This window comes from Sinomonas terrae (genome assembly GCF_022539255.1).
GTDB lineage: Bacteria > Actinomycetota > Actinomycetes > Actinomycetales > Micrococcaceae > Sinomonas > Sinomonas terrae.
This window is the reverse complement of the sequence record NZ_JAKZBV010000001.1, coordinates 1,171,953-1,192,671: the sequence shown is the minus strand read 5'-3', so window position 1 is coordinate 1,192,671 and position 20,719 is coordinate 1,171,953. Positions and strand designations below refer to the sequence as shown.

19 protein-coding genes and 1 tRNA gene are annotated in these 20,719 nt (G+C 68.1%); 12 read left to right on the top strand and 8 right to left on the bottom strand.

Annotation, left to right across the window (positions count from 1 at the left end):
- Positions 1–179: 179 nt before the first annotated feature.
- Positions 180–1,145, bottom strand: a complete 966-nt coding sequence (locus L0M17_RS05530; protein ID WP_241052641.1) for a LysR substrate-binding domain-containing protein — start codon at positions 1,143–1,145, stop codon at positions 180–182.
- A gap of 56 nt (positions 1,146–1,201) precedes the next feature.
- Between L0M17_RS05530 and L0M17_RS05525 the strand changes: the two genes are divergently transcribed.
- Both L0M17_RS05525 and L0M17_RS05520 read left to right on the top strand, forming a co-directional pair.
- Complete coding sequence (locus L0M17_RS05525) at positions 1,202–2,473, top strand: MFS transporter (protein WP_241052639.1); 1,272 nt, start codon at positions 1,202–1,204, stop codon at positions 2,471–2,473.
- 52 nt (positions 2,474–2,525) lie between these two features.
- Positions 2,526–2,990: an Lrp/AsnC family transcriptional regulator gene (locus L0M17_RS05520; RefSeq protein ID WP_241056317.1), complete on the top strand. Its 465-nt coding sequence runs from the start codon at positions 2,526–2,528 to the stop codon at positions 2,988–2,990.
- Here the strand turns inward: L0M17_RS05520 and L0M17_RS05515 are convergent, their stop codons facing one another.
- Entirely contained in the window at positions 2,991–4,262 is a 1,272-nt protein-coding gene (locus L0M17_RS05515; protein WP_241052637.1) for an MFS transporter, read from the bottom strand.
- 102 nt (positions 4,263–4,364) lie between these two features.
- Here L0M17_RS05515 and L0M17_RS05510 point away from each other — a divergent pair, with 102 nt between their 5' ends.
- From L0M17_RS05510 to L0M17_RS05480, 7 genes are all read left to right on the top strand, one after another.
- Positions 4,365–4,874, top strand: a complete 510-nt coding sequence (locus L0M17_RS05510; protein ID WP_241052635.1) for an Lrp/AsnC family transcriptional regulator — start codon at positions 4,365–4,367, stop codon at positions 4,872–4,874.
- Positions 4,875–4,881: 7 nt separating this feature from the next.
- The gene (corA, locus tag L0M17_RS05505; RefSeq protein ID WP_241052633.1) at positions 4,882–5,880 is read left to right on the top strand and encodes a magnesium/cobalt transporter CorA; all 999 of its coding nucleotides are present in this window, start codon (positions 4,882–4,884) and stop codon (positions 5,878–5,880) included.
- Between the two features lie 88 nt (positions 5,881–5,968).
- Positions 5,969–6,958, top strand: a complete 990-nt coding sequence (locus L0M17_RS05500) for a malate dehydrogenase (RefSeq protein ID WP_241052628.1) — start codon at positions 5,969–5,971, stop codon at positions 6,956–6,958.
- A gap of 68 nt (positions 6,959–7,026) precedes the next feature.
- A complete protein-coding gene (locus L0M17_RS05495) occupies positions 7,027–8,001 on the top strand; it encodes a glutamate ABC transporter substrate-binding protein (RefSeq protein ID WP_241052625.1) in 975 nt (324 codons plus the stop codon).
- 15 nt (positions 8,002–8,016) lie between these two features.
- Entirely contained in the window at positions 8,017–8,664 is a 648-nt protein-coding gene (locus L0M17_RS05490) for an amino acid ABC transporter permease (protein ID WP_241052623.1), read from the top strand.
- Complete coding sequence (locus L0M17_RS05485) at positions 8,661–9,512, top strand: amino acid ABC transporter permease (RefSeq protein ID WP_241052622.1); 852 nt, start codon at positions 8,661–8,663, stop codon at positions 9,510–9,512. Before L0M17_RS05490 ends, L0M17_RS05485 begins: the two co-directional genes overlap by 4 nt.
- 83 nt (positions 9,513–9,595) lie before the next feature.
- Entirely contained in the window at positions 9,596–10,072 is a 477-nt protein-coding gene (locus tag L0M17_RS05480) for a DUF805 domain-containing protein (RefSeq protein WP_241052619.1), read from the top strand.
- Between the two features lie 786 nt (positions 10,073–10,858).
- Here the strand turns inward: L0M17_RS05480 and L0M17_RS05475 are convergent.
- The 5 genes from L0M17_RS05475 to galU form a co-directional block, all read right to left on the bottom strand.
- Positions 10,859–10,931 (bottom strand) — tRNA-Ala (locus L0M17_RS05475).
- A gap of 55 nt (positions 10,932–10,986) precedes the next feature.
- Positions 10,987–11,763 (bottom strand): SDR family oxidoreductase, encoded by a 777-nt coding sequence (locus tag L0M17_RS05470; protein ID WP_241052610.1) that lies wholly within the window; start codon positions 11,761–11,763, stop codon positions 10,987–10,989.
- Positions 11,764–11,819: 56 nt separating this feature from the next.
- A complete protein-coding gene (locus tag L0M17_RS05465; RefSeq protein WP_241052607.1) occupies positions 11,820–12,767 on the bottom strand; it encodes a hypothetical protein in 948 nt (315 codons plus the stop codon).
- A gap of 81 nt (positions 12,768–12,848) precedes the next feature.
- Complete coding sequence (locus L0M17_RS05460) at positions 12,849–13,466, bottom strand: GNAT family N-acetyltransferase (protein WP_241052605.1); 618 nt, start codon at positions 13,464–13,466, stop codon at positions 12,849–12,851.
- 5 nt (positions 13,467–13,471) lie between these two features.
- Complete coding sequence (galU, locus tag L0M17_RS05455; RefSeq protein ID WP_241052597.1) at positions 13,472–14,395, bottom strand: UTP--glucose-1-phosphate uridylyltransferase GalU; 924 nt, start codon at positions 14,393–14,395, stop codon at positions 13,472–13,474.
- A 69-nt stretch (positions 14,396–14,464) separates the two neighbouring features.
- Between galU and L0M17_RS05450 the strand changes: the two genes are divergently transcribed.
- The 3 genes from L0M17_RS05450 (at position 14,465) to L0M17_RS05440 (ending at position 16,296) form a co-directional block, all read left to right on the top strand.
- A complete protein-coding gene (locus L0M17_RS05450) occupies positions 14,465–15,097 on the top strand; it encodes a 5-formyltetrahydrofolate cyclo-ligase (protein ID WP_241052595.1) in 633 nt (210 codons plus the stop codon).
- 70 nt (positions 15,098–15,167) lie between these two features.
- On the top strand, positions 15,168–15,467 hold the full coding sequence (locus L0M17_RS05445; protein WP_241052594.1) for an FmdB family zinc ribbon protein: 300 nt from the start codon (positions 15,168–15,170) through the stop codon (positions 15,465–15,467).
- 196 nt (positions 15,468–15,663) lie between these two features.
- Positions 15,664–16,296 carry an RcpC/CpaB family pilus assembly protein gene (locus tag L0M17_RS05440; protein WP_241052592.1) on the top strand — a complete coding sequence of 211 codons (633 nt, stop codon included), beginning with the start codon at positions 15,664–15,666 and terminating at the stop codon, positions 16,294–16,296.
- A gap of 23 nt (positions 16,297–16,319) precedes the next feature.
- Here L0M17_RS05440 and L0M17_RS05435 read toward each other — a convergent pair whose 3' ends face one another.
- Entirely contained in the window at positions 16,320–20,594 is a 4,275-nt protein-coding gene (locus tag L0M17_RS05435; RefSeq protein ID WP_241052590.1) for a DUF4011 domain-containing protein, read from the bottom strand.
- Between the last annotated feature and the right edge of the window lie 125 nt (positions 20,595–20,719).

The window sequence follows — 20,719 nt, the reverse complement described above, 5'->3', positions numbered from 1 at the left end:
ACTCGTCGGGTAAGAGGTGCCCACTCGTCGGGCAAGAGGTGCCCACTCGTCGGGCAAGAGGTGCCCACTCGTCGGGGGGTCACACGAGTGGCCACATCCCCCGCGACGAGTGGCCAGATCCCGAACGACGAGTGGCCAGATCCCGAACGTCGAGTGGCCAGATCCCGCGCGACGAGTGGTCAGATCCCGAACGCGTCGAGCAAGGCGTCGGGCTCCTCGCGGAGGATGTGCTCGCGGAACAGGCGCACCTGAAGGGGCTCGCCGACGATTCTCGGCCAGACGAGCCCGATCTCCCGCACCGCATCGGCGTCCTCGAGTTCGAGCTCAACCCATCCAAGCTCCGGCGTGTGGACGGCCGAGCGGGTGGCACGCGACGGAGGGACGAGGGCCACGCCGAGGCCGGCACTCACGAGGCCGAGGAGCGTCCGCGAATCCTGGCCTTGGAAGGCGATGTCGGGTCGGGTGCCAGCCTCGCGGAAGAGGCGGTCCATGATGCTGCGCATTCCGTAGCCGCGTTCAAGGACGACGAAAGGCTCGCGCGCGGCTTCCTCGAAGCGGACCCGGCCCCTCGGTGCAAGGCGGTGGCCCGCGGGCACAGCGAGCCGCAGCGGCTGGACGCAGAGCGTGTCCGAATCGAGTTGGCGGCCCGGGCGCGGCACGGGCGAGACGATCGATAGGTCCACCTCTCCTGCCGAGAGGACGTCGAGGCAACGCTGCCGCGACCCTTGGACAAGCTCGAACCGTACATCCGGACGTGCGGGCCGGAATCCCCGGATCAGAGCGGGGACGGCGGCCTCGCCGAAGGTCATCTGGAAGCTTAAGCGAACGACGCCGCGCGCCTCCTGCCGCCGTTCGTGCAGTTCGTCGAGCCCCGCCTGCAGCCCCTCGAGAGCACGCCGCACCGCCGGAAGAAGCTGCTCTGCGGCCGGGGTCAGGCGGATGCCGCGCCCTTCCCTGCGCACAAGCTCGGTTCCGACGACGGCGGCCGCCCTCGCGAGCGCGCGGCTCACGGTCGGCTGGGGTACGCCCAAGAGTTCGGCGGCAGCGGTCACGTGGCGCGTCTGCCCGACCGCGTCGAGGACGGGCAGGAGCGGGAGAAGTCGGGCGAGCTCTCCGTGGAGCGGTAATTCATGCGAATCAGCCATATGTTCTAGATCATAATGTATTGGACGCATGAGACTGATCCTTCTAGCGTGGAAGGGTGACTTCGGTACCGTCCTCCCCCTCGATCGCTCCGGCTTGGACCGGACACGCCAAAGGAAGCCGCGGCTACCGCAGGCTCCTGGCCGCCCTCGCGTTCGCCGGTGTCGCGACCTTCGCCCAGCTCTACTCGACCCAGGCCCTCCTCCCGAGGATCTCGGCCGAGCTCCACATCGACGCGGCCCAGTCGGCACTGACGGTCTCGCTCGCAACACTGGGCCTCGCCGTCGCCGTCCTGCCCTGGTCGTTCCTGGCGGATCGAATCGGACGCATTCCCGCCATGACCGCAGGCGTTGCAGCCGCGACCGTCCTCGGTCTGCTCGCGCCGTTCTCGCCCACGGTCGGCCTCCTGCTCACCCTCCGCTGCCTCGAGGGAGCCGCGCTCGGCGCGGTTCCCGCCCTCGCAGTGGCCTATCTCAATGAGGAAGTCCACCGCGCCCATGCTGCCCTCGCGGCCGGGACGTATGTCGCCGGGACGACGATCGGCGGCCTCCTCGGCCGGCTCGTTGCCGGCCCCCTCGCCGACGTGTGGGGCTGGAGGCCGGCGATCTTCGCCGTCGCCGTCCTGGGAGCCGTGGCGGCAGCGGCCTTCGTGGCACTGGCGCCTCGGCAGCGGGGGTTCGTCCCCTTGCGCCAACGGCACGACGCCGTCCCTCACGGCGTGCGGGAAGGCGCCGCGCACGCTGCGCAGCTGCTCGGACGCCAGCTCCGAAGCCGCCGCCTCCTCGCGCTGTACCTTCAGGCATTCACGCTCATGGGCGGCTTCGTGGCCGTCTACAACTACTTGGGCTATCGCCTCGAGGCGCAGCCGTTCGGCCTCCCGGTCGCGATCACGAGCCTCCTGTTCCTCGCGTATCTGTCGGGCACGTTCTCCTCGGGCTACGCCGCCCGCCTGAGCCAGCGGTTCGGACGCCGCAGCGTCATCGTGGCAAGCATGGCTGTGATGGCCGCCGGCGTCCTGCTGACCGCCGTCAACTGGCTCCCTGCGATCCTCGTGGGCCTCGTCGCGCTGACGGCTGGCTTCTTCGCAGCCCACGGCCTCGGTTCGGGCTGGACAGGTGCCTTGGCCAGCACCGGCAAGGCTCAGGCTGCGTCACTGTACAACCTCTTCTACTACACCGGTTCGAGCATCCTCGGCTGGCTCGGAGGCTTCGTCTTCCAAGGGTTCGGCTGGGGTTGGCTCGCTCTGGGCATCGCCGTCCTCGCGCTCGCGACGGGCGCGGTCGCCGCCGTCGCCCATCCTGCGGAGGAGGGCCCCCAAGGCGCCCGCTAGGATGGGTTGGCTGCCGTCAGCCGCCCAAGCCCAAGGAGGGAGCCCCGTGGCCATGGCCGAACCGCTCGACGACGTCGACCGCCGGATCCTCGCGGCTCTCGTCGAGGACGCTCGGATGACCAACAAGCAGCTCGCCGAACTCGTGGGCATCGCACCGTCGACGGCGCTGATGCGCACGCGCGCGCTGTCGGAGCGGGGCATCATCACGGGCTTTGAGGCGAAGGTGAACCTGAGCGCCGTCGGCCGCAGCGTGCAGGCCCTCATCTCGGTGAGTCTGCGGGCGCACGATCGTGATCAGATCGACTCCTTCACCTCGAGGGTGCCCGGGCTTCCAGGCGTGCTCGCGACGTTCCACACCTCGGGCGCCGTCGACTACCTCCTCCACATCGCCGTTGGCAGCACGGAGGAACTGCGCGACTGGGTGCTCGACAATCTCACGACCGACCCCGTCGTCGGGCACACGGAGACGACTCTCGTGTTCGAGCAGATCCCCGGCCGCGGGCCGCTTCCGGAATGATCAGCTCCGGCTGTGCCTCGCCCGCCAGCAGATCGCGGCGAGGACCCCGGCTGCGGCCGCGCAGCCAGCTGTGAACACGTCAGAGGCGAGCGGGATGCCGACGACGCCCGCAAATGCGCCGAGGCCGATCACCGGGACAGCGCTCCCCAGATACGTCACGACATAGAGCGCACTCACCGCCTGCGCGTGACGCTCCGGGCCGACAGCGGCGGCCAGCTCTTCGAAGAGCGCGCGAAATGCGATGCCTTGGCCCACCCCGGCAGCCACGATCGCCAAGACAAGGACGACGGCGACGCCCGCTTGGGCGGCCAATCCGGCGCCCAACGTGCCGGCCCCCAGGAGAACCAGGCCGAGCGGGGTGGCGGGCAGCGGGACGCGGGAAGCAGGACGACGGCGGCCGGCGAGCTGGACTACGGCCGACGCCGCGAGCGCGAGTCCCGCTACGGCACCTACTGCAGGCAGGGAGGAGAGACGCAGCGTGGCCGCGAAGTAGCCCGGAGCGAGGGAAAGGCAGTAGCCGAAGACCGCAAAGCTCAGGAATCCCACGGCAGCCGCCCGCCAGAACGATCCCCTCGCGGAGCCGAGCCCGAGGGAAAGGCCGCGTGGGGCGAGGACGCTTGAGCGGGACACTCCCTCGGGCGGCCGCAGAGCGGGACGGGCCCGGACCAAGACGAGCGGGGCAAGCAAGAGCACGAGTGCCGCCGCGCACGCGAGGAACGGCAGCACCGTAGGCCGGCTTCCCACAGCGAGGAGGCCGCCGAGGACTGGCCCGAGCGCAACTCCGCCCGAACTCGAAAGAAGCGTGGCGCGTGACGCCCACTCGGGACGTCCAGGCAGGAGCTCACGGAGCGAGGCAGCGCTTGCCCCCGTTGCCAGGGCAACCGCCGCTCCGTGCAGCGCCCGCCCTAGGCAGAGCATGAGCAGGGAGTTCGCGGACGCGAATACGGCCAGCCCCGCAATACCGAGAAGGACGGCAACCGTCAGGGCCGCGCGTCGCCCGATGTGATCCGACCAGTGTCCTGCGACGAGCAGGACGGCGATCAGGCTCACGACGTAGCTCGCGAACGCGATTGAGATGCCCAGCGCGTCCAGCCCGAGACGTGCCGCGAGGAGCGGGTAGAGCGGGGTTGCGAGGTTGGCTCCGACGAGGAGCACGAACAGGGTTCCACCGCTGAGCGCTAGACGGACGCTACGAGACGCGTCCCAGCCGCGCGCTGCCTTGGACGGGGCAGCCTCGAGTGGACGCATGCGGAGCTCGGCGAAGAGGGACATGCTGCAAGTTTCGAAGGTTCTTGATCCTCTCGATCAATTTGAGAGGGCTGAATTGAGCGTTATGCTCAGAAGAGTTCATGCATTGACACGATGGAGTGATCATTGAGCACGCTAGACGCCCTCGACACCAAGCTCCTCCTGGCCCTCATCGAGGACCCCCGGGCGCAGATCGCCGACCTCGCCGAACGCCTTGGCGTGGCACGCAACACCGTGCAGTCCCGCTTCCGTCGTCTCCAACGCGCCGAGATCCTCCGGGGCGGCGGCAGGGAAGTCGATCTCGAGGCCCTCGGTTACGACGTCGTGGCCTTCATGACCCTCGAGGTCGTCCATCGCGAGCTCGACGCGGTCATCGCGGGGCTGCGGCGCGTCCCCGCGATCCTCGAAGCACACGAGATCTCGGGCCGGGGTGACATCTGGTGCCGTCTCGCCGCGACGGACACGCATGGCCTCCAGTCGGCCCTTCGCAGCGTCCTGCGCATCCGCGGAGTCATCCGCTCCGAGACGGTCCTGGCCCTGCACACGCACATCGGCTATCGGGCCGACCAGATCCTCCGCCGTTCCCTCGAGACTGCCGGAGTGGCCCGGCAGGAAGGCGAGCCGACCGCGCCATAATGTGCCCGTGACCATCATCGACAATGCCGTCTACGTCGGAGGCCATCGAGCGGCGCACCCGGACAGCCTCGAGCAGACATTCGAGACCCTCGAGGCCCTGGGCGGGAGCATGGCCTGGATCGGCCTCTACCGTCCCACTCCCGACGAAATGGCCCAGGTGGCGCACGAGTTCCGGCTCCACGACCTCGCCGTCGAGGACGCGGTGCACGCCCACCAGCGCCCGAAGGCGGAGCGGTACGGCGAGATCCTCTTCACCGTGCTCCGACCCGCGCGCTACGACGACGCGACAGAGACGGTCGAGTTCGGGGAGCTCCACATCTTCACGGGCCCCAACTTCGTCGTGACGGTTCGCCATGCGGAGACCGCCGGCGTCGGAGAAGTCAGGAAACGCCTCGAGACCGAGCCGGACTTGCTCGCATGCGGACCTCAGGCCGTCCTGTATGCCCTCCTCGACCGCGTCGTGGACGACTACTCCCCCGTCGTCGGCGGCCTCGAGAACGACATCGACGAGATCGAGGATGAGCTCTTCCAAGGCAGCCCCGCGGTCTCGCGGCGCATCTACGAGCTCACTCGCGAGGTCATCCAGTTCCAGCGGGCCATCCACCCCCTGCGGCACCTCATCGAAGGGCTCGAGCGGGGATTCGAGAAGTACCACGTAGACCTCGAGCTCCAGCGCAATCTCCGCGACGTGCGCGATCACGTAGAGCAGGTGATCTCGCGCGCCGATGCCTTCAGGGACATCCTGCAGAACGCCCTCGTCCTCGACGGAACACTCACGGCCAGCCGCCAGAACGAGACCGCTCTCGCGCAGAACGAACAGGTCAAGCGGATTTCCTCGTGGGCTGCGATCTTCTTCGCCCCCGCACTCGTAACCGGCATCTATGGGATGAACTTCAAGAACATGCCTGAGCTCGAGTGGCAGTACGGCTACCCCTATGGCCTCGCGCTCATGGTCGTCGCGGGCTTCGTACTGTGGCTCATCTTCAAATGGCGTAAGTGGCTCTGAGCCGTGCTTAGACGGGCCCTGCGGCGCGGCCTGTCCGCACCAAGTCCGATGGCGCCCAGTCTGACGACGCCCCGTCACGAGGAGGACCATGACCGAGCCTCAGAAGTCCACGGTGACCGTCACGGGTGCCGCGGGCCAGATCGGCTACGCACTCCTGTTCCGGATCGCGAGTGGCGCCTTGCTCGGTCCCACAACTCGGGTGAGGCTCCGCCTCCTCGAAATCCCCGCGGCCGTCCACGCCGCAGAGGGCACGGCGCTCGAACTCGATGACTGCGCGTTCCCCCTCTTGGACAGCATCGATGTCACCGACCGAGCGGAGGAGGCGTTCGACGGCGCCGACGTTGCCCTCCTCGTCGGCGCCCGCCCCCGCGCAGCTGGGATGGAGCGCGCTGATCTGCTCGCGGCCAATGGCGGCATTTTCGGCCCCCAGGGCCGCGCCATCAACGACCACGCTGCCGACGACATCCGCGTGCTCGTCGTCGGGAACCCTGCCAACACCAATGCGCTCATCGCGGCGGCGCACGCCCCCGACATTCCAGCCGAGCGCTTCACCGCCATGACCCGGCTCGACCACAACCGCGGGCTGGCCCAACTCGCCGCGAAGCTCGGGTGCCGCACCTCCGAGATCGACGGCCTGACGATCTGGGGAAACCACTCGGCCACCCAGTACCCCGACATCACCCATGCGACCGCTGGGGGCCAGCCCGTCTCCTCGCTCGTCGAACAGGAGTGGGTCGAGCAGGAGTTCATCCCCCGGGTGGCTCGGCGTGGAACGGAGATCATCGAGGCGCGCGGCGCCTCCTCCGCAGCGAGCGCTGCTAGTGCGGCCATCGACCATGTCCACGATTGGGTGCTGGGCGGCGACGCCTCGTGGACGTCGGCCGGCGTCGTTTCGGACGGGACGTACGGGGTACCGAAGGGACTCATGAGCTCATTCCCGGTTCGTTCGGTTGCGGGACACTGGGAGATCGTTCCGGGGCTTGAAGTCCCGGAGTTCTCCAGAGTGCGCATCGAGGCGTCGGTGCGTGAGCTCGAGCAGGAACGGGAGGCCGTGCGCGCGCTCGGCCTCGTCGGCTAGGAACCTACGGCCGCTGGGGCCAAAGAGCGGCCGGATCATGTGGCCGCTAGGGAACGGGAGGAACTGGGATGGATCGACTCAAGGTCAATCAGGGCGAGCTCACGCGCCGAGGACTCTTGGGCCTCGGGATCGGGGCCTTCGGAGCAGGGGCGCTCGCGGCATGCTCGAGCTCACCGTCCCTCCCGGCCGCCTCGGGTTCGGGGACCTCGGGCAGCACGTCCGGTTCGGTCATCGACCTCGCGGCATACGACGCCGTCCTTGCTAAGGGAGCCGTCGCCGACGCTTCGCTCGTGGAAGCGAACTCGTGGGCGAAAGCCATCAAGGACCGGGGCGTCATCAACCGCGGTGGCACGGACACGTCGTCGCTCTTCTCCCTCCGTGACCCCGAGACCGGGAAGGTCGCCGGATTCGATGCGGGCATCTCGCAGCTGCTCGCGAAATACATCACGGGCCAGCCCAAGGAGAACTTGAGCCAGGTGACGGTCGACACGCGCGAGACGCTTCTCCAGAACAGCTCCGTGGACCTCATCGTCGCGACCTATTCGATCACGCCGGCCCGGCAGCAGAAGGTGGACTTCGCCGGTCCGTACTACGTCTCTCAGTCAGCAATCCTCGTCAAATCGACCAACAACGACATCAACTCGGTCGCCGACCTCGCGGGCAAGAACGTCGCCACCCAGGCGGCGAGCACCGGCGTCGCCCTCCTCCAGAAGTACGCGCCCAAGGCGAACGTGCAGACGTTCGACGACAACCCCAAGTGCCTCGCCGCCGTCCAGCAGGGCCGGGTCGACGCGTACGTGATCGATCAGTCGATCCTGCTCTCCGATGCGGCCAAGAACCATGACGTCAAGCTCGCCGGCGAGCCTTTCGGGTCGTCGGACCCTTACGGCATCGGGCTGCACAAGGGCAGCGACGCGCTCGCGTTCGTCAATGCCTGGCTCAAGGTCATGGAGGCTGACGGCTCGTGGGCTGCGCTCTGGAAGGCAACGGTCGGGCAGGTCGTCAAGACTGCGCCACCCGCTCCCCCGGCGATCAGCGCCTGAGGCCGCGGGCACGCGATGCAGGAACTCTTCACGACGTACCTGCCGGAGCTGCTCGCCGGGCTGTGGATGACGGCGCGGCTGACGGCCGTGAGCTTCGTCGGCTCGCTCGTGCTAGGGACAGTCGCGGCGGGGTTCCGGATCAGCCCGATCGTCCCGTTGCGGGCCGTCGGCCGGCTCTATGTCGAACTCTTCGTCAACATCCCGCTCATCAGTCTGCTCGTGGTCGTGACGTTCGGACTGCCGGACATCGGAATCACGTTCGACCTCTTCACGTGCGCCGCGCTCTCGATGGCCCTGCTCGGGGGCGCCTTCACGTGCGAGGCGATCCGCACGGGAGTGAACGCGGTCTCGGTGGGGCAGATCGAAGCGGCCCGCTCCATCGGGCTCGACTTCTTCGGCGTCCTCCGGCACGTCCTGTTCCCGCAGGCCTACCGGAGCGTGGTGCAGCCACTCGTCAATGTCTTCATCGGCATCCTCCTGAGTTCTTCGCTCGCTGGCGTGATCGGCGTGAAGGACCTCACGCTTCAGGTCTCGGAGATCAACAACCAAGCCGCGCTCGGCCTGACTGCGTACATGGTCGCCGCGTTCGCGTACGTCGTCATCTCGCTTCTGGCCGGAGGGTTCGGGGCGTGGCTCGAGAAGCGATGGAGGGTGCAGAGATGAGCTCACAGGAGCATGTCTTCGACGCCGTCGGTCCCCGCGGCCGCCGCGTGATCCGGCTGGTGACGGCCGCGAGCATCGTTGTGATCGCCGCCGTCGTCGTCCTCATCATCCAGCGCTTCGGTGCGGCGGGGCAGCTCGCGAGCGACCGCTGGGCCGAGTTCACGCAGTGGCCTTATATCCAGTTCCTCCTGGCCGGGCTCGGCAACACGGCTATCGCCGCAGCGATATCCGCGGTGATCGCCATCCCGACCGCGCTGCTCATGGCGATTGGCCGGACATCACAGCGGCGGTGGCTCCGCTGGCCCGCCACGGTGTACATCGAGTTCTTCCGGTCCGTCCCGCTGCTGCTCGTCGTGTACGTCTTTGTGAGCGGACTCCCGACGTATGGGATCAACCCGGACATCTTCTGGAAGCTCGTCATCCCGATCTCGCTATGCAGCTCCGGCGTCATGGCGGAGATCTTCCGCGCTGGCATCCTCGCCCTGCCGGCCGGGCAGGTCGAGGCGGCGCTGAGCATCGGCCTGCGCCATTCCCAAGCGACGCGCTTCATCGTCCTGCCACAGGCCGTCCGGATTGTCGTGCCGTCGATGGTGGCCCAGCTCGTCGTGCTGCTCAAGGACACGACGCTCGGCTACGCGGTGAGCTACCCGGAGCTCATGAAGACGGCGAACAATCTCACCGCCTACACGAACCACCTCATCCAGACCTATCTGGTCATCGCGGCGGTCTACGTCGTGACCAACATCCTCATCTCCCACTTCGCGCGCTACCTGGAGCGGCGCATCTCCCGCCGCACGGCGCGGACGGGCCGGACTGCGCGCGCGGGAGTACCTGCAGGAATCGGTTAACCGGTGCCTTCCACCCTTCCGGCGGGCTACGGACGCTCCTAGCATGGGCGCTATCGAATCTCTCGGCGCAGGAGGGCCGACCGATGTCCAGCTATCAGCCCCGATATCCCACTCAGGCCAATGTCCCGCTCGAACTCCCCTACTACGGAGCGCCGCCCATCGAGGCGATCAAACGCTTCTGGCAGAAGTACGCCGTGTTCTCGGGCCGGGCGAGTCGAAGCGAATACTGGTGGTGGGCCCTCGCCTCCGCCATAGTCTCGGGCGTTATCAACGCTGCTGGATCTAGCGGCAACGGCAACACGGGAACGTCGAACGCGCTGGGCGCACTCTGGTTCCTCGCGACAGTCGTTCCCTCGCTCGCAGTAGGCGCTCGGCGGCTCCACGATGTGAATGTCAGCGCCTGGCTGCTCCTGCTCGCGCTCATCCCGGTGCTCGGCTGGATCGCGCTCTTCGTGTTCATGATCATGCCTCCCAATCCGGCGGGGCAACGCTTCGACCGCCCGAGCCAGGCCTACCCTCCACCCCCGTATCCGCAGCAGCCGTATCCACCGCAGGCCTGAGAGAACCGGCACCGGCGGCGGACGGAGGCCAACTGGCGGAAACGCAGCCCACCGGCGGAAAGGCAGTCCACCGGCGGAAACGAGGCCAAGCGGCGGAAACGAGGCCAACCGGCGGAAACGCATCGGGGAAGGGGCTCGGTCGGATCAGCGGGGGCCAGCCCCGGCGCCTCTGCAGCCAACCGGCGCCTTCCCGGCCAGCCGGCTCCTCTGCACCCAACCGGCGCCCCTCCGGCTACCTGGCGCCTCTGCGGCCACTCGGCGGTTTTGCTGTCACGCGTGCGGAAACGTGTCGGGGAAGGGGCTCGGCCGGATCAGCGGGGGCCAGCCCCGGCGCCTCTGCAGCCAACCGGCGCCTTCCCAGCCAGCCGGCGCCTCTGCACCCAACCGGCCCCTTTCTCGGCCAACTGGCGCCTCGGCGGCCACTCGGCCGTTTTGCTGCCAACCGCCGGAAACGCATCGGGGAAGGGGCTCGGCCGGATCAGCGGGGGCCAGCCCCGGCGTCCTTTCCGGCCAACCGGCGGAAACGCATCGGGGAAGGGGCTCGGCCGGATCAGCGGGGGCCAGCCCCGGCGTCCTTTCCGGCCAACCGGCGGAAACGTATCGGGGAAGGGGTTCGGCCGGATCAGCGGGGGCCAGCCCCGGCGACTATGGGGCGAGCCGGTGGAAGCGAGGCCAACCGGCGAATCCAGCGCACTAGCCCGCTCCTAGTTCACCCCACAAACGCGAAACGCGGCACAAACACGCAGAACGCCCCCGGGCAAATGCCGAGGGCGTTCTAAAAACATGTGGAGCCTAGGGGATTTGAACCCCTGACCTCTTCGATGCGAACGAAGCGCTCTACCAACTGAGCTAAGACCCCGTGGTGCTTGGTGCGGCTTCAACCTTACTGGGCGGAGACGTTCAAGACAAGTTGACTAGGCCCCTCGGAGCCCCTCAAGCCACTGCGCGAACGTGGTGGTTCCGAAGGCAGTTCCGGGGGCGATATTGCGGCGCTGCGAGAAGAATCTGACAGGCATCGGAAGGTCCAGGATGCGTGCCGTCGAGCCCACGGCCGTCCTCCATTCCTGGGCAAAATCGCGCACGGGCTTGGTCTCGGGGCCGCTCACCGTGCGTCGCAAGTGCCCCGGCAGTTCCTCGGCCGCCGCGTCGACGAGCGCACGCGCCACATCGGCTACGTCGATCGGCTGCATCTGGGCCCCGCGCAGCGAAGCCACAACGTGGAGACGGCTTCCGTATGCGAAGATCTCGGCCAGCAGTGAGTGAAACTGGGCGGCGCGAACGACGACGGTAGGCAGCTTCGCGGCGTCGTACACCTCCTCCTTGGCGACCTTGGAGCGGTAGTAGCCGAAGGGCGCCTGATCACACTGGGCGATCGACAGCATGACCGCGCGCTGGAGGCCGGACCCGTGGGCGGCCGCAAGCAGTCGCCGCCCGGCCTCGGGGAAGACTCGCTGAGCGGCTCTTCCCCGACCCTCCAAGGCATCCACAACAGCATGGGCGCCATCAAGCGCTGCCGCGAGTCCCTCTCCCGTCGCAGCATCGGCCGCGACATAGTCAACGCCCTCGATGGCGGCCGCGGGCGCGGGAAGGCGCCGGCTGAATGACCGGACTTCGTACCCGCGAGCGAGTGCTTCGCGGACGACCGCTGAGCCAGCCTGACCGGTGCCGCCTGCGACTGCGAGAAGCGTCATACAAGCGAGAGTATCCGGTACGCGTTAGCCCCCGCACATGAAAGCGGGGCAGATTCTCAGGCCCGGCGCCGCTGGAGAACGGCGTCCAAGTTGCCGAGTGCGCCGCGGCCAGCTGGCCGCGCGGGCGGCACACTCCGAACGCCGGGCGCCTCATCGGTCTCCGGCTTCGGCTTGAGTGTGACCTTGCCCTCGGGCTTTGGCTGCTCCGGCTCCTCGAATGGCTCCGGCGCCTCCCGCTCTGCCTTTGCGGACTCCATATAGGCGGGCTTGGGAACCTCAACCGGCTCCCAAGGATCGGCTTCCGCCACTCCTTCCCGGCTCGCCGCCTCAGCGGCAGACTTCTGCGCAGCCTTCGCGACATCCAGGGCCGCAGCACGGAGCTGGTCTCGACTCAAGGGGGCTGGCGCCGGCTCGGGGATGGGCTGATGGTCGAACACTTCGGTCGACTCGCGACGCGGCGCCTCCGGCAAACGCGGTGGAGAAGCGGGAGCAGCGGTCATGGCGGAGCGGAAGGCAGCGTCGAGACGACGACGGCGATCGCCAAGGGCGAGCTGGCGCAGGACGGCGACCGAGGCCACAAGCACGGCCAAGCCACCGAGCGGCACGGCGCCAGCCACGATTTGGAACGCCGAGAGCACGCCCCCGAGGAGCGCAACGACGAGGCCAAGAAGACCGATCCCGGCCAGCGCACAGCGTCCCCAGCGGATTCGCAGCCTGCTGGGGGCTGGGTTCTGGTCGGTCACGTGCTTCCCCTCCTCCGGGGTTCGACGGGCGGTGGTGACGGGGACAGGTTCCGGCTTCTCGGTGGACGCCCGCGGATGCTGCCACCCAGACGAGGACGACGGCGCGGGGGACGCTTCGTCGTCGTCCGCATTGGCCTCTGCCAAGAGGATGCCTGTCTCTCCGGCAGGCCGGAGACGACGCAACAGGTAGGGCGCACCCCACAGCAGCCACAGGACAACGGCGGCGCCGAGCACCGTCGAGCTGCTGAGAGTGAAGTCCATGACAAAACCGTAGGAGGCGAGCCCAGTGCCCTGCCGGATTCCGGCCGGTGTGTCGCCATACTCCGGTAAGACGCGCCGATTTCAGGCTCGCGATGCAAGCCAGCGAGCGGTAAGGCCCTCGGGCACTTCCTCCGCCGTGAGGGCGAACGATTCGTGGTCCGCCCATTGCCCTGCGATGTGCAGGTACCGCGGACGGAGCCCTTCGTACCGGAACCCGAGCTTCTCGACGACCCGAAGACTCGGCCCGTTCTCCGGCCTGATGTTGATCTCCATCCGGTGCAGGCCCAGGGAGAAGAAGCAGTGGTCGGTGGCGAGGGCCACGGCTGTCGGGGCAATGCCGCGGCCAGCGTGCTCGTGGTCCACCCAGTAACCGAGAGTGGCCATGAGGGCTGAGCCCCAGATGATCGAGGAAACGGTCAGCTGCCCCACGATGGGCGGCCGGCTCATGCGGGGGTCCGCAAGAGTGATGACGAACGGCAGCGCCGAACCCTCGCGCGCCTGCTGGTTCAGCGAGCGGACCATCTGGCGGAAGGTCGGCAGGCTGCCCCCGGGCTGCGGGTTTGAGGCCTCCCAAGGTGCAAGCCATTCAGCGTTCCGCGCCCGGAGCGCCATCCACTCGGCGCGGTCAGAGAGGCGGATCGGGCGCAGTCCGATATCGCCCGATCCGAGCGAGACCGGCCAGGCGCCGGGCCCCCACATAGTCGTCAGGCGCCTGCGGTCGAAGGCACATCAGCGCCCTCGGACACGAAATCTCGCAGCCATGACCGCAGGTCCTCGCCGAACTCTTCGCGGCCACATGCGAGGGTGACGACGGCCTTGAGGTAGCTGAGCTTGTCGCCCGTGTCGTACCGGCGCCCCCGGAACACGACCCCGTACACGCCCCCGCCCTCGCCCTCACGACGGGCCAGGGTCTGCAGCGCATCCGTCAGCTGGATCTCCCCGCCACGGCCGGGCTCCGTCTCCTCCAGCACCCCGAACACCGCCGGATGCAGCACATACCGGCCGATGATCGCCAGATTCGACGGCGCATCCTCCGGCGCCGGCTTCTCCACCAGCCCATGCACCTGCACGAACGACTCCCCCTCCACAGGGCTGACCATCGCACACCCGTACGCCGAGATCGCCTCCCGCGGAACCTCCATCAACGCCACCACGGACCCACCCGTGGCCTGCTGCACCCGGATCATCTCCCCCAGCAGCTCATCACGCTCATCGATCAGGTCATCGCCCAGCAGCACCGCGAACGGCTCAGCCCCCACATGCCGCTGCGAACACAGCACCGCATGCCCCAACCCCTTCGGATCCCCCTGACGCACATAGTGAATGTCACCAAGGTTGTTGGACTCCTGGATGGCGGCGAGCTTCTTCTCATCGCCCTTCTCCTCGAGAGTCGCCTCAAGCGAGGGGACGCGGTCGAAGTGGTCCTCGAGAGCGCGCTTGTTGCGACCGGTGATCATGAGGATGTCGTCGAGCCCGACGGAGACCGCTTCCTCGACGACGTACTGGATGGCGGGCTTGTCCACCACGGGCAGCATTTCCTTGGGCATGGCCTTCGTCACCGGAAGGAACCGGGTACCCAGCCCGGCGACAGGGATGACAGCTTTCCTGACTGGCTTCGTGGTCGACACGCTGTCACTCTATACGACGATTCCGCAGGTGCGGAGCCGGATGACAAGCCTGGCGGATAGGCTCTCAGGGTGGAAACTGCAGCAGAGCGCAAGCGCAGCCTGCGCGCGGAAGTGTGGCAGCGTCGTCGTGCGATGAGCAGCGACGAGCGCGAGGCGGCGGGCGCGGGGATCGCGTTCCACGGCTTCGCGTGGGCCACCAGCACCGTCCCGGAAGGGGGCACGCTCACGGCCTACCTAGGCCTCGGTGCCGAACCGCCCACGCTCCCGCTCCTCGGCCGGCTCCATGGCCGCGGATTCCACCTTCTTCTGCCGATCTGCGAACCCGAACGGCAACTCTCGTGGGTCGAGTGGCAGCCCGATATCTCGTACGAGCGCAGCCGCTTCGCGCCCCTTCAGGAGCCCGTGGGCCCCAGGCTGGATGCCCGTGCGCTTCAAGCGGGCGACGGCGATCGGCCGCCTCTCGCTGCAATCCTCCTTCCAGCGACGGCGCTCGACGCCAACGGGCGGCGGGTCGGACAAGGCGGGGGCTACTACGACCGCTTTCTGGCACAGCTGGGTGGCGATAGGGCGCCGGCCACGGCCGCGATCGTCTTCGACACCGAGATCCTCCCGCCGGGCGGAGTCCCGGACGAGCCTCTGGACCGGCGTGTTGAGGCTGCCATCACGCCGAGCGGCATCCGGCACTTGGGGAATATTGCATGAGCTGGGCCTGTTAGAATTGGCACTCGGGGTCATCGACTGCTAACGACCTCACGTTTCGCAAGGAGTGACTGTGCCTACTTACGCGTACGCCTGCAAAGACTGCGGACATGCCTTCGACATCGTCCAGTCGTTCAGCGACGACTCCCTCACGGCGTGCCCGGAGTGCGGCGGCAGCCTGCGCAAGAAGTTCAACAGCGTCGGCGTGGTCTTCAAGGGCAGTGGCTTCTACCGCACCGACTCGCGCAGTTCGAGCACCGTGCCGGCTGGCTCCAACACCTCGTCTTCGAACGGCTCATCCTCGAGCGCGAGTGCGCCCGCTGCGCCCGCCTCCACCCCGGCGCCAGCCGCGGCCTCGGCTTCTGCAAACTGACGTTTTCCCTCCACAACCCATAGGTCCGGCGGGTCATCCACATGGGGGCCTGATCCGGAACTTGGGGTAGAGCGAGTGTCCTAGCGTCAGGGGCATGCCCCTTCTCTCTGGAACATTTCGCCGTCGGCCGTCGTATCGCGACCGTCGGGGCGTACCCGGACCCTCGCAGCCTTGGGGCACGAAGCCACGTCCGCCGTTGGCCCGTTTCCTCCGACGACGACGCCGCACCCTCGCCGCAGCGCTGTTGTGCGGAGCGGTTGCCATTTCGGTCTATCAGCTCACTCCAGCCTCAGCGCCGCAGTCCCCCGTCGTCGTGGCGGCAGCCGATCTGCCCGCCGGGGCGCCCGTCTCGGCCTCTCAGCTTCGAATAGCACGCATTCCGGCAGGGGCAGTACCTGACGGGGCGTTGCGCGAAGTCGCGGCCGCCGAAGGCAAGCGGCTCTCAGCTCCCGTCCGCCGCGGCGGCGTACTTACGGACGCCTCGACAGTCGGGCCAGGCCTCTTGGCCGGAACGCCTCCTGGAACGGCGGCCGTTCCGGTCAGGGTCGCCGACCCGGACTCGCTGCAGTTGGTCCGTACCGGTCAGACTGTCGATCTTGTACTTGCCGAAGAGTCCGGCCGCGAAGGGCGGAATTCCTCGCGCCTCGCGGCCGGAGTGACAGTCCTCTGGACGGGCTCGGGCGCCGAGCAGTCGGGCACGTTGCTTGGCGCGCCGAAGGACCAGAACGGGCTACTCGTCGTCGCGGCCTCCCCCGAAGTGACGCCACTCCTCGCCGGGGCGTCAGCACGCGGCAAGGTCTTCTTCGCCCTCGTCGAGGCGCACCGGTGATGGAAAGGCGGGCGCTGACGACGTCATCCCCAATGCGGAGGGCGCTGGTCCTTGAGCCATTGGTCGTGGTTCCGGTCCGACTCGCGGTCGCCCCAGGCACGCGGATCGTCCTCCGCAGCACGGCGCGGGAGCACCGGCTCGTCAGAACTGCGGCGACGCCCAGGTCCCTCAGAACCGCGCACTTCCCTCCGCGACATCGGCTGGCTAGGTGGCTCCCCTGCCTCGCCGGGAGCCTCCTCTCCTCCTTGAGGCGGCTCATGGCTCTCCTCGGCGTCCTCAGCATCCTCCGATCCGGGCGCCCTCTGCGACTCCTCGTCAGCCGAGCGGGTCGAGGGCGCCGTTACGCGGCGATGAGAGCTGAGATGGTCACGAGCTGCCACCGGGGAGCCCTCCCTGTAGTCGTCGAGTGGAATCACATCGTCATACGCGGCGGCGTCGCGAGGCGCGGTGTCCTCGGCACCACTTTCGCCGAGCACCATGTCGTTCCACACGCTCCCCGGGGCCTCCCCGTCTGGCCGGCCCTGAACACCCCAGGCTTGGGTTGCCTCGGACCGGAGGGCGGCACCCATGACCCCGCCTGCCAAGAAGCCCGCCCCGTTGCCCTCATCCGACTGGCCATCGAGTCCCAGCAGATCGGCGATCATGTCCGCGCAGCTACCCGGATCGGTGAAGACCTCGATGGTCCACAGGGTGAAGTAGCGCCACCCCATGCGCTCGAGCAGTTCAGGCCGCTGCCGGCTGCGCTCTCGAACGCTGAGTTCTCGGTACCGATTCGTTCCGTCCGACTCGACGGCGACCGGTACGCTCTGCTCCTGGTCGTCGCGAGAGAGCGTGAGGAGGGGATCGACGGCGGCGGCCATGTCGATTTCGCCGTCGTAGTGATGCCACACTCGCGCACCCCGAGACGCGAGACGCTCCCCGAGGTCGGTCACGAGGGGGTCTGCACCAAGGGATTCGCCGCTGGCGGCTGCCCGGGTCGCCCGGGTTCCCAGTTCGGTCCGACCCGCCAGTTCCCGTTCCAAAAGCTCATGGAAGTCCAGTGCACCCTCGCTGAGGCGGCTCTCGTCGAGCTCCCCGGGCTGGAAGCAGGTCAGGACGTGCATAGTGTGCCGCGCTCGGCTCATCGCAAGGGCGAAGCGACGCCGACCGCCGGGCTCACTGAGCGGCCCGAAGTGATGCATCGCGCGTCCGTGCGGGGTGCGTCCGTAGCCGAGCGAGAAGATGACATGGTCACGGACGAGGCCTCCAGCCCGGTCGACGGGAACGACACGGAACGGCTCCTCGCCCCCACTGAAGAACTCCTTCGAATCCGCGTGGTTCGCCATCTGGAGACGGATGGCCTCACCGACACGCGCCGCGTGCTGGGCGCTGGCAGTGACGACGGCGAGCGACGAGTTGGGGCGGTGTGCAGCATGCTCGAACACGAGATCCACCACCCTGTTCACCTCCGCGGCCACAGACTCGACGTTGCCGTCCTGCCCGGAGGGCATCCCCGTGCCGTCTGGGAGGTACTCGACCAGGAGTGCGCGATCCAGACCCGTGACGGACTGCCCATCCGGGAGCCGGTGGAGACTGCCGTCATAGAAACGGTGGCTCAACTGGAGCCCCAGTTCCTCGTCGACGCCTCGGTACACGGTCTTGAGCCGGACCGTCGGGAGAATCCTGCCCAATGCGCCGAAGGCGCTCTCGACCTGCTCTGCCGGCTCCTGTGGCTGGGTTCGGAAGTCGACTCCCACCGTGAAGGGCTTCGGATTCGCGACATGGGTGTCGCCGAACGCGACGACCTGCTGAGCCCGCGCTATGGCAGGCAGGGCGGCCCGAAGCGGCAGGGAATCCGCGTCGAGGAGCACAACGGCATCGAACCGGCGCTGGGCCGGTGCCGCCGAAGCCAGAGAGTACGGGCTCGCGGTCCAGACCGGCACGAGCGGCCGCACGAGGTGCGGCGCCTGTGAGTCGAGGGACGCGAGGCTGACCCGGCCGTCCTTGAGCTGATTCCGAAGCGACTCGGCCTCACGTGGATGCTCACCGAGCGCACGGCCCCATTCCCCAGCAAGCCTCCAGCGGACGCGTGCGGCACCCGAAGCAATGTGGGCGCGATCGGCGCGACGGAACTCGTCCTCGGCGGTGCGCAGCTGCGCACCGTCCGACATCGCGAGATAGTCATCACCGCTGATCATCGCTTCGAGGACGGACTGCCACCACGCGAGCTCGAGTTCCGAGGCCACAACCTCAGGCGAGGCCTGCCTGGCTGCGAGGTCCTCCAGAAGCTCGCCGAGTCCACGCTCCCGCAGCTCGTCCTCCAGAAGCGTCCTCTCGGGCAGGGAGCGCAGCGAGTCATAGCTGTCGGAGAGATCTTGAAGCCGGCCCTGAACTTCGACCACCGGATCCAACAGCAGGTCTCCGCCGTTCCGCGTCCCGACAATGACGTGGCCCAGCCGCTCAAGGCCCTTCCGGACGGCCCGGTAGTCTTCCCGGAGATCTGCAAGCCCCGAAGGCACCATCGGATGCCGTTGCGAGACCGCGTACTCGGACCACTGGGCCCGCTGCCCCTGAACGAGGATGAGCGAGCTGTGGAGATCCGCCAGATGAACGCCTGGCCGGACGTATTCCTTGGCCACCCGCCGCAGACGGGATCGCTGCATGGCCGGAATCTCGATCCCGCGCTCCCTGCGCCAAGCCGACGGCGCCGTCGCCGCGATGAGATCGTTGACTGGGCGGTCAAAGATGTCCGGGGTGAACTTGTCGAGGCTCTCCCGTACTGCCACGAGCATCTCGATCTGCCGCCCCCACTCCTCGACAGAGGATCCGAGGCGGATCTCCGAGTGCGCGGCCAGCGTCGCCATCCTCTCGCGCAGGGCGGGAAGATCCTTGACGAGGGCCTGAACGAGGGCTTGCGCGTCCTCTGTCTCGCGCCGCGTCAGCATCCTTGCCCCGTACCAAGGGCTGGTCGTGGCCTCTCGACTGAAGCTTCCGAGCTCCGCGGCGCGGCGGAGCCGCTCGGCGAGCTCCCGCCGTTCACGGATGCTGTCGAGAACGCTGCGCTTGAGTCGGACTGTCGTCGCCGGCGACGGGTGGATCGACGTGAGCGCGGCGAGGGACTGCATGGCCTCGTAGGGCGAGCAGCCCCACCTTTCGCGGACGTTGTGCAGGGACTCAACGTGCTCGAGGAGCTGATAACGCCGCTCAATGAGAGTGCGGTGCATCGTCTCAAGTCGAGGCTGCTCGGCCTTCTCATTCCGAACGATCGCGCGGACGAGCTGCTGCTTGAGCTGGTTGGCGGTCAAGCCCGCGCTCAGCTGGAGGAGCAGCGAGCCGAGGCCCAGCCGCTCGCATGCATGGTTGAGCTCCACGAGGCTCGCTCGGCGCTCAGCCACCACGAGGACGGTTCGACCCGCGTCCACGAGATTCGCAATCACGTTGACGGCGGTCTGCGTCTGTCCCGTGCCGGGAGGGGTCTCGACGACGAGGGAGTCGCCGGCGCGAGTGGCGTCGATGGCCAGCTGCTGATCCGCATCCGCGTCGAGCACGAGGAGCTCGTGGGAGGGTGGCCGCTCGTCTACCGGAGTGAAGCGCGAGGGGTCGAGGGGACTCGGTGCGACGTGCACCGAGCGAGCTGCGGCGGCCAGAGAAGCAACAACGGGGGCCGCGGAGGTGATCGCAGGGTCGTCGAGCGCATGCTCGAGGTCGGCAAAGGTGGAGACGAGCAGACGCGTCTCCACCGCAGCGCCCGGGATGTCGCTCAGGATGGAGCGGAAGCGCTCGAGAACGGGATGGGGGTCGAGGCGGGCTGTGCTGTAGGCGAGCCGCTCGATCGCGGCTGCATCGATGTCAAGCCGGTGAACCGTGCGCAGATGGCGGACCAGGGCAGGGTTGAGACGCGCGGGCTCGGTGAGCTTGATCTCGAAATCGTCCTGCTCAGAACGCACCGTCAGCGCGACGCCGGCCAGCAGGACCGGGGCGCTCACCCGGCGTGGGCGGCCTCCCACCGCAGAAGTCCACGTCGCGATTCCGGCGGCCAGATGACCGGCATCGAGTCCGCGCTCGTTCGCGAGCTCGTAGATCTTCGCGCGAAGATTCCGGGCAGCACGAGCCGCGGTCGTGTAGTCATGCCGCTCTCGAACGAGGGTCGAGAGACGGGTGCGGCGGCCAGCGAGCAGCTGCGCGAGACCGGAGGCGTTGGCGGAAGTGAGCTCGATAACACCCTCGGCAGTAGGAGAGAAGCCAAGCATGGTGTCGGGTCCCGTAACGGCAGGGAGCGCCGAAAGCCACGCCTCGAGGCGGGCCTCGTCTTCCTGCATACCCGGATGCTGGGGCACGTCCCTGCTCTCCTCTGCGCCCTCTGGAGCGCTCCGTCGTTTGCCTGTGGACCTGATCGGCATAGCTTCGAGACTAGCCTCTCGGACGCCAAGGCCCCCGGGCGCAA

Coding starts and splice junctions, on each gene's coding strand:
- L0M17_RS05485 (WP_241052622.1), top strand. CDS start 8,661: ATGAGCTCACAGGAGCATGTCTTCGACGCCGTCGGTCCCCGCGGCCGC.
- L0M17_RS05480 (WP_241052619.1), top strand. CDS start 9,596: ATGTCCAGCTATCAGCCCCGATATCCCACTCAGGCCAATGTCCCGCTC.
- L0M17_RS05490 (WP_241052623.1), top strand. CDS start 8,017: ATGCAGGAACTCTTCACGACGTACCTGCCGGAGCTGCTCGCCGGGCTG.
- L0M17_RS05520 (WP_241056317.1), top strand. CDS start 2,526: ATGGCCGAACCGCTCGACGACGTCGACCGCCGGATCCTCGCGGCTCTC.
- L0M17_RS05460 (WP_241052605.1), bottom strand. CDS start 13,466: ATGTGGGGGCCCGGCGCCTGGCCGGTCTCGCTCGGATCGGGCGATATC.
- L0M17_RS05515 (WP_241052637.1), bottom strand. CDS start 4,262: ATGTCCCTCTTCGCCGAGCTCCGCATGCGTCCACTCGAGGCTGCCCCG.
- L0M17_RS05435 (WP_241052590.1), bottom strand. CDS start 20,594: ATGCAGGAAGACGAGGCCCGCCTCGAGGCGTGGCTTTCGGCGCTCCCT.
- L0M17_RS05495 (WP_241052625.1), top strand. CDS start 7,027: ATGGATCGACTCAAGGTCAATCAGGGCGAGCTCACGCGCCGAGGACTC.
- L0M17_RS05530 (WP_241052641.1), bottom strand. CDS start 1,145: ATGGCTGATTCGCATGAATTACCGCTCCACGGAGAGCTCGCCCGACTT.
- L0M17_RS05500 (WP_241052628.1), top strand. CDS start 5,969: ATGACCGAGCCTCAGAAGTCCACGGTGACCGTCACGGGTGCCGCGGGC.
- L0M17_RS05470 (WP_241052610.1), bottom strand. CDS start 11,763: ATGACGCTTCTCGCAGTCGCAGGCGGCACCGGTCAGGCTGGCTCAGCG.
- L0M17_RS05465 (WP_241052607.1), bottom strand. CDS start 12,767: ATGGACTTCACTCTCAGCAGCTCGACGGTGCTCGGCGCCGCCGTTGTC.